The organism is Micromonospora sp. H61 (assembly GCF_018070325.1).
In the GTDB taxonomy this organism is placed as follows: Bacteria; Actinomycetota; Actinomycetes; order Mycobacteriales; family Micromonosporaceae; genus Micromonospora; species Micromonospora salmantinae.
The window spans coordinates 97,325-105,103 of record NZ_JAGPXY010000017.1; the positions used below are offsets into that span (position 1 = coordinate 97,325).

Consider the following 7,779-nt stretch of genomic DNA (forward strand, 5'->3'; position numbering starts at 1 on the left):
GGACACGGTGGTCGGCCGGTCACCCGAATGAGGAGTCGAGCATGAGAGCGGTCGGACTGCTGCGCTACGGCGGGCCCGAGGTGCTGCGGGTGGTCGAGCTTCCGACGCCGCACGCCGGCCCCGGTGAGGTCCGCATCCGGGTACGCGCCGCGGCGGTCAACCCGGCGGACACGCTGATCCGGGCCGGTATGACGCCGGTGCGACTGCACGGCAGCGACCCGCTGTTGCCCGGCCAGGACATCGCCGGCACCATCGACGAGGTGGGCTCCGACACCAGTGGCGTACTCGCCCCGGGTGACCCGGTGATGGCCATGGTCAACCCGACGAGGGCGGCCGGTGGCGGGTACGCCGAATGGGTAGTGCTCCCGGAAGCCTGGGTGGTGCCCGCTCCGGCGGGCGTGTCACCCGCCGAGGCGGCCACCCTGCCGTTGAACGGGTTGACCGCCCTGCACGCCCTGGACCAGTTGCGGCTGCCGCCCGGCAGCACCCTCGCGGTGACCGGCGCGGCCGGTGCCGTCGGCGGGTACGCGGTACAGCTCGCCAAGGCCGCCGGTCACCGGGTGTTTGCCGACGCGGCGCCGGGTGACGCCGAACTGGTCGCCGCGCTCGGTGCCGACGTGACGGTGACCCGAGGTCCGGGCGTCGCCGACCGCTTCCGCGAGCATGCCCCGGACGGGGTGGACGCCGCTGTCGACACCGCGTTGCTCGGTGGCGCGTTGCTGCCCGCCGTGCGCGAGGGTGGTGCCGTGGCGCTGCTGCGCGGCGGGCCCGATCCGGTGCTGCGGGCGCAGGCCGACCAGCGGAGGATCACCATGGTTTCCGCGTACGTGCACGAGTACGACGGGCGCCGCGACAAGCTCGACCTGCTTCGGCGACTCGCCGAGGAGGGTGTGCTGACCCTGCGGGTCGCCGGCCGGTTCCCGCCGCAGGAGGCGGCCTGCGCGCATCAACTCCTGGAAGCGGGAGGGGTACGCGGCCGGTTGGTCATCGAGTTCTGATTCCGCCGCCGCCGGCACCGCCGGAGCACTGTGGTCCAATCGCCGACGGCGACGCCTGCCCGGCGTGGGGTTGTCGGTGCGAAAGGCCGGCCGCCTTCGGCGAGGCGGCCGGCCCGGAATCACGGTGGTCTGGCGGTTCCGCCAGCGGTGGAGCTGGCCGGGTCACAGCGGCGGTGCGATGTCCCGCCGCTCCTCGACCTGGCGGTACTCCACCGGCTGCTCGGTGGTGGTGACGACCTGGCGGCGGCGACCCCAGATCAGCGTGGTCATGATCAGGCCGAGCACGCCGGCGCCCATCAGGATCCAGCCGACCACGTCGAGGTTGATACCGCCGACGCTCGCGTCCAGTGCGAAGGTGAGGATCGCGCCGAGCGCGATCAGGAAGATGCTGGTGCCGATACCCACGACAGCCTCCTTAAGGGGGTGTGGTGCGCTGTCGAGCCCTTCAGTACCCCGGCGGGTACCAGCGCAACCGCGACCGGCCAGGGTGCCGTTCCAAGCGATCTTGGCATCGGGTAGAGTTCACCTGTCGCCGGCGCTTGCCGGGGACGTGCGGACGTAGCGCAGCTGGTAGCGCATCACCTTGCCAAGGTGAGGGTCGCGGGTTCGAATCCCGTCGTCCGCTCGCGATGCGCCCCACGGGGCCGCCACGGGCGATTGGCGCAGTGGGAGCGCGCTTCCTTGACACGGAAGAGGTCACTGGTTCAAACCCAGTATCGCCCACCATCCATGCAAGCGGATCAGATGACCCGTTACCGATATCGGTAACGGGTCTCGGCGTTTCTGCTTCCCGCACGGGCGGAGAGACCATCGGTCACTCCCCGGCGCGGAGCACCTCGCTCAGCCGGTCGCGGCGCCGCAGCGCCGACTCGACAGGTACGACGGTGGCGGCCGTCGCCAGCAGCGCCACGCTCACCAGGCCCAGCAGCCACCACGGCAGGACCGCCGTCGGGTCGGCGGCCTGGCCGGTGAGTCGCCGCAGGTCGAGCGGGCCGAGCGTCAGGCGTGCGAGCAGGGCCCCGAGTAGCGGGCCGTACACCGCGGTGACCACTACCGGCGGCAGCAGCTCTCCGGCGGCGACCCAGCGGGCGTCGCGTGGCCGCAGGCCGAGGGTCCGCAGTCGGGTCAGGGTCTGCCACCGCTCCGAGGCGCCGGCGGCGGCGGCGAGCGTGAGGCCGAGCAACCCCAGCGCCAGCAGCACCGCGGCGGTCGTCCACGCCAGCCGTACCAGCCCTGCCGTCAGCGGAGCCACCCGCTGCGCCCGCAGGACGTCCGCACGCAGCACGACGTCGGAGGTGACTCCGGTGTTCGACACGGCCCGCCCCGCGCCGGGGCCGGTCACCCAGACGGTGTTCGGAACGGCGGGCAGCCCGGCGTCGGCGAGGGCCGCGGCGTCCACGATGACGACGTCGTCGGCGCCGCCGACGGAGGGAGCGGTACCGACTGCGGCGAGCCGGATGGTCGGGGCGCCGTCCCGGGGTAGCTGCAGCCGCGTGCCGGTGCGCAGATCGCCGCCACTCGAGCGGACCAGCACCGGGACCTCCCCGGGGCCAGGACCGGGAGCCGTGAGCCGGGCCAACGCCGGCGCGTCGGGCAGCGGAGTGGTGGCCAGCAGGCGCTGGAACGCGGCGGTGTCCACGATGACCAGGCGTGGGGTGAGCAGCGTCGATTCGGCGAAGACGCGTGCCGAGTCGGTCACCTGTGCGACGACAACCCGCTCTACCCCTGGTGCGGCGGCGATGCGCTCGGCGAGTGCGGGCGTGGCGGCCTCGGCGTCGGCGCCGACGTCGAGGCGGGCGTCTGCGCCGACGGTGCTCCACGCGCCGTCGGTCAGCCCTCGGGTGACTGTGGCGCCGAGGATGAGCGCGAACGACGCGAGCGCCGTGGTGCTGACCAGAACAAGCAGCGGCAGCGCGCGTCCGGCCGTTGTGGTCGCCTGGGCGGCACTGAACACCGCCAGCGGACGGCGCGAGCGCAGGGCCTGGCGGAGCGCGAACCGCGCCCCGAGGGGCAGTAGCCGGAGCAGGACGAGCGCGCCGACGAGCGCACCCAGAGCGAGGGCGCTGACCGGCAGGACGAGATCGCCGGTCAGCTCACCGGTGTCAGCGTCGGAGGCGACGGGCAGGAGCCCGCGCTGGTGCAGTGTGACGAAGGCGGCGACCGCGGCGATCAGGACAGCGGCTTCCACTGCGGCGCGGCGCAACTGACCGGTGGCCCGGATCCAGCGCCGAGCGGCCGGGTTGGCGGGTTGGCGCCGGTCCCGGCTGGCGCGGGCGGCGGCGAGGATGCCGAACGCCGGCCCGGCGACGGCGCCGGCCAGGACCACGGGAACGGCCCAGGTCAAGGAGACGCCCGGAGCGGCCGCGCGGGCGAGCGTGAGCCCGACGGCGGCGGCCGACACCGACACCACTGTGGACTCGATGATCAGTTCCGCACCGAGGTCGGGTAGCGCCGCCCCACGCTGCCGGGTGGCGCTCAGCACCGGCGTACGGCGGCGGACCAGCAGGTCGGCGGCGAGCAGCAGGACCAGCACCGTGGCGGTCAGTACCCCGGCGAGCAGGACGGCGGCCTGTGTGGAAGCGGCGCTGTTGCGGGCACGGGCGTCGCGCAGGGCGGTGTCGAGTTGCGATTCCCACTTCAGGGACTGCTCGCGGTCGCTTGATGAGCCGGACGTCGCCTTGAGCTTGACCACCTGGCTGGCGAGCGCCGCGGTGGCGTCCCAGGTGAGCGCGCCGGGAACGGGTGCGAAGTGGACGGTGCGCCGCAGTTGGTCCTCGTCGATGGCGAGCCGGGCGTCCGGTAACGACTCGCGCGACAGCAGGCCGCCGAACCGGGTGGTTCCCATGCCGTCGGCGCCGGGCACGGGGCGCAGGAGCGCCGGGGCGAGCCGCCAGGCCGGGTCGGCGCTGTCCGTGGGTCGGTAGATTCCGCTGATCCGGACGTCCTTGTCGCGACCCTTGCCGTCAGTGACCGGGAATCGATCGCCGGGGCCGAGGTCGAGTGCGGCGGCGTCCGCCTCGGAGAGGCCGACCTGCACCGGCCAGGGCGGTCCGTCGTAGGGGACCTCGACGTAATCGTCGGAGACGGCGGGGCCGGGCGGGCTGCCGGCGACCCAGGTCACGTCCGGGCCGCCGGCGTCACCGGCCAGGTAGGTGAACTGGAAGGTACGTGGCGCGCTACCGTCGGTGATGTTGAGGATCGGGCCGTTGACAGCGGCGAGGGGCGGGAGCAGCGCGGCGTCCAGATCGGGCCCGAGCGCGGATGTCGCCCGGGCGCGCAAGTTGTCGAGGTCCTCGGCGAGGCTGGGCATCCGGACCCGCCCGCCGGTCGGCCCGTCGTCGCGTTCCCAGTTGGCGTGTACGAGGACGTTCGCGTCGTTGCCGGCGCGGCGGACCGTGTCCTGGACGGCGTTGTCGGCGGCGGCGCGGAGCAGCGCCGGTGCGGCCCCGGCGAGCAGCGCGACGGCCGCGATGACGGCGGCGGCGAGCAGCAGCGGACCGGCGTCGGTACGGCCACGGCCACGGATGCTGGGCCAGTGCAGCGCCGGCCACCGGCGGGTCAGCCACCGGTTCACGGGGCCACCCGCAGGTGCGCGGCGTCGGCCCGGCGGACCTGGACGGTGACCACGGCGGCGACCGCCAGCACGCATCCGGCCAGCAGTACGGCGAGCAGTGCGGCCTCGGCCGGCCACGGCCAGTGTGGCTGGGTGGCCGGGACGGGCGCGGCACCGGTTTCGGAGCGCACGAGCAGGGGAGCGACGACGCGGGTGGCGAGCGCGCCGACGGCCGCGCCCGCCGCGAGCAGGGGCAGCAGAACGCCGGCGTGCTGGCCGAGCAGCACGGCCCGGATGCCGCGCCGGGACATCCCCAGGCCGCGCAGCCGCGTCACCTCGACGGCGCGGACCTGGAGGTCACAGGTGACGTGCAGGACGACGCCGGCGAGCAGCAGCAGGGCCGCGGCCGGAACGATGAGGCGCAGCGCGGCCGGCAGCCCGGCGAGCAGCGGGCCGCCGGTGAGGCGGGCGGTCTCCGCCTCGCGGGTCGCGACGGTGCCCAGGTGCAGGGCGGTGGCCCGCTCGGCGGCACCGGGGCCGGCTGGGTGGCCGACCCACCAGGCGTCGACCGGGAACGTCAGGTCGCCGGTGACGGCACGTGCGCGCGACAGCGTGTCCAGGTCGGCAAGGACGGCGACGGCGCCGGGGGCGGACGGTACGGTCGGCACGACCTCGGTGACGACGACCGGGACGGGCGTGATGCCGACAGTGACGCTGAGCTTGCTGCCGTTCTCGGCTCCGACCTCGCTGGCGAAGCGGGCGGAGACGGCGACGGGCACCGGGCCGGGGTCCGGGAAGGCGGTGGCGACGAGGGTCCGGGCGGCGTCCTCGGCGCCGCCGAGGTCGACGGTCGCGGCCATTCGCAGCGTGGTCCCCGTCGGGGTGGCGGACACCGTGACGGTCGGGTCACTCAACCTGCTCGGGACCGGCGGCGCGGACGTGGCGGTCCACTCCGATCCGTCAGCGGGCCTCTCCGCCGACCCGGCGGGCGGCACGGTGAGTGTGACGGCGACGGCGACGGGTCCGCCGACCGCGTCGGCGGTGACCGGCAGGGCGACCGCGACGAGGCGCAGCCCGTCAGCCGTCGCGCAGGCGGGCAGCCGGAAGTCCTGGCCGTCGAGCGGTACGGCGGGACCGGTGCAGGACGTGCGTAGGCCGGTGGCGTCCTGCAGCATCAGCCGGGGCGTCACGGAGAGCGGGGTGTCGCCGGCGGCGGTCCCGGTCAGGACGAGTGGGGCGCCAGCCGGAACGGCGAGGCCGTCGACCCGGGTGCGTGGCGCCAGCGTGGCGCCCACGTCCGCCCATCCGCGGTCGTTGTCCAGCCGCCCGCGCAGCAGCGCGTCGGCGCGGGTGGTGTCGACGGCGACCAGGCGCGGCGCGTCGCCGGCGCTGCCGAGCCACTGACCGACGGCGGTGCCACGGTCGAGGGCCGGACTCACGGCCCCCGCGGTGGCCGCGCTGACGATCGCGCCGTCTCCGGCCACCGGCGCCGTGCCGAGGGTGAGTGCGAGGTCGGTGCCGACGGCGAGCGCGGCCTGGTCGCGCTGCGACTGGTGCCACGTGTCGTCGAAGGCGAGGCCGAAGGTTCCGGCCGCGCAGGCCAGTCCGTCGAGCAGTCCGGCGGCGCCCGCTTGTGGCCGGCGGGCGGCCTCGGAGACCGCCAGCGGAAGCGCCAGCCCGCGGGCGCGGTACGCCAGCCGGTCGGCGCCGCGAAGGGCGGGCAGTACCACCCGGAGAGCCAGGGCGGCGCCTGCGATGAGCAACAGCGCCGGCGCGAGCACCCGGACCGCGTCGGCGCGTGGGCTGGCGGCGGTGGACTGCGCGTACAGCTGCCACCAGCCGGCGGCGGCGAACACCGCGAGTATCAGGTCGGCGCCGGATCGGGCCAGCAGTTCGCGGCGGGTTCGTTGGTCGCCGGCTGCCGGGACGGGCCGGACGGCCAGGACGATGAGTACAGCGGCGAGCACCAGCGCGCCGCCGGCGACCGCGAGGACCTGGGCACCGGCGATCGCCGGCCGGACGGTCAGGCCGGCACCGTCCAGCGGCGGCAGGTGGGTCAGGCCGGCGTGCAGGGCCGACGAGGCCGGTATCGCGATCGCGGCGGCGACGGCGGCGACGAGCCCGGCCTCGAGTGTCGCGGTGGCGGCGAGTTGGCGACGGCTGGTGCCCAGGGCGGACCGCAGGGCAGTCTCGTCGGCACGTATGCCAGTGGTCAGACGACCGGCGAGGACGAGTGCCGTCGCGGCCAGGACACCGCCGAGGACGGCGATGGCCAGGACGACGGCGGCGGTGACGTGCCGTTGGTCGTCGGCGGCCCGCAGGGTCAGTGGCAGTTCGGAGGCGACACGTGCGAGCCGGACGCGGTCGCCGAGGGTGCCCGCCAGCCGGTCGTCGGCACTGCCGACGGCCCCGGCCACGGTTTCCAGGTCGTGGCGGTTGCTGTCGGACAGGTCCGGATGGGCGGTGACCTCCAGCCGGTCGACTGTGGCACCGGTGGTGACCAGGTCGGCGAGGTCGACGAGGAAGGGGCCGTAGGCGTTGACCGGCTGCTGGAAGCGTCCGTCCCGGTAGCCGGTGGCGGAGCCGGCCGCGGCCAGCGGGTCGCGGTCCCAGCCGCGCCCCGGCAGCGGGCGCGCCACACCGACGACGACCACGTCGACGGCCGGGACGGGCGCGTGGGCCAGTTCGGCGCCGAGGCGTACCCGGCGGCCGGGGGTGAGGCCGAGCAGTTGTGCGGTGGACTCCAGCAGCACCGCGTCGCCTGGGTGCTGTGGCCAGCGCCCGGTGACCAGCTCGGCTCGGGTCGGCAGGTCGTCCAGCCCGGACAGGTACGCCTGGGCCGGCACTGTGGTGCCAGCGGCGAGCGCGGGCGGCAGCGCCCGCAGCACCGTCGACGCCCGCGCGGTTGTCGTCACCGGAAACGGGGCGAGCGTGGAGGCCACCACGGTGCGGGTGTCGGCGGCGACGGACGACGTGTCCCGGCCCTCGACGGTGCCGGTGTAGACGGTCACGTCGACGGCGGCGGGGGCGGCGCGGGCCATGGCGACCTCCAGCGCCCGCTCGGCGGTGCGGGTGACCAACAGGGTGCAGGTACCCAGCAGTGTCGCGCCGATCGTGACGACCCCGAGGAGGGCTGCCAGCAGCGGCCACTGCGCGCGGGCGCGCCGGCTGACCAGCCTCATCGTCGCGTCATCCGGCGTCCGACGGCTGCCTGGCCGCCTGCTCGTC

Annotated in this window: 4 protein-coding genes and 2 tRNA genes; 3 read left to right on the forward strand and 3 right to left on the reverse strand. The window is 75.3% G+C overall.

Annotated features, from left to right (window positions below; genetic code table 11):
- Positions 1-41: 41 nt before the first annotated feature.
- Positions 42-998 (forward strand): NADP-dependent oxidoreductase, encoded by a 957-nt coding sequence (locus tag KBX08_RS11760; protein ID WP_210783243.1) that lies wholly within the window; start codon positions 42-44, stop codon positions 996-998.
- A 162-nt stretch (positions 999-1,160) separates the two neighbouring features.
- On the opposite strand, the gene KBX08_RS11765 is transcribed toward KBX08_RS11760, so the two are convergent.
- Positions 1,161-1,403, reverse strand: a complete 243-nt coding sequence (locus KBX08_RS11765) for a DUF6458 family protein (RefSeq protein WP_091400768.1) — start codon at positions 1,401-1,403, stop codon at positions 1,161-1,163.
- A gap of 147 nt (positions 1,404-1,550) precedes the next feature.
- On the opposite strand from KBX08_RS11765, the gene KBX08_RS11770 reads away from it, so the two are divergent.
- A tRNA-Gly gene (locus KBX08_RS11770) sits at positions 1,551-1,623 on the forward strand.
- 26 nt (positions 1,624-1,649) lie between these two features.
- Positions 1,650-1,724, forward strand: a tRNA-Val gene (locus tag KBX08_RS11775).
- Positions 1,725-1,812: 88 nt separating this feature from the next.
- Here the strand turns inward: KBX08_RS11775 and KBX08_RS11780 are convergent.
- Together KBX08_RS11780 and KBX08_RS11785 are read right to left on the reverse strand one after the other, a co-directional pair.
- Positions 1,813-4,572 (reverse strand): FtsX-like permease family protein, encoded by a 2,760-nt coding sequence (locus KBX08_RS11780; RefSeq protein WP_210783246.1) that lies wholly within the window; start codon positions 4,570-4,572, stop codon positions 1,813-1,815.
- Positions 4,569-7,733 (reverse strand): permease, encoded by a 3,165-nt coding sequence (locus KBX08_RS11785; protein ID WP_210783262.1) that lies wholly within the window; start codon positions 7,731-7,733, stop codon positions 4,569-4,571. Before KBX08_RS11785 ends, KBX08_RS11780 begins: the two co-directional genes overlap by 4 nt.
- Positions 7,734-7,779 lie beyond the last annotated feature (46 nt).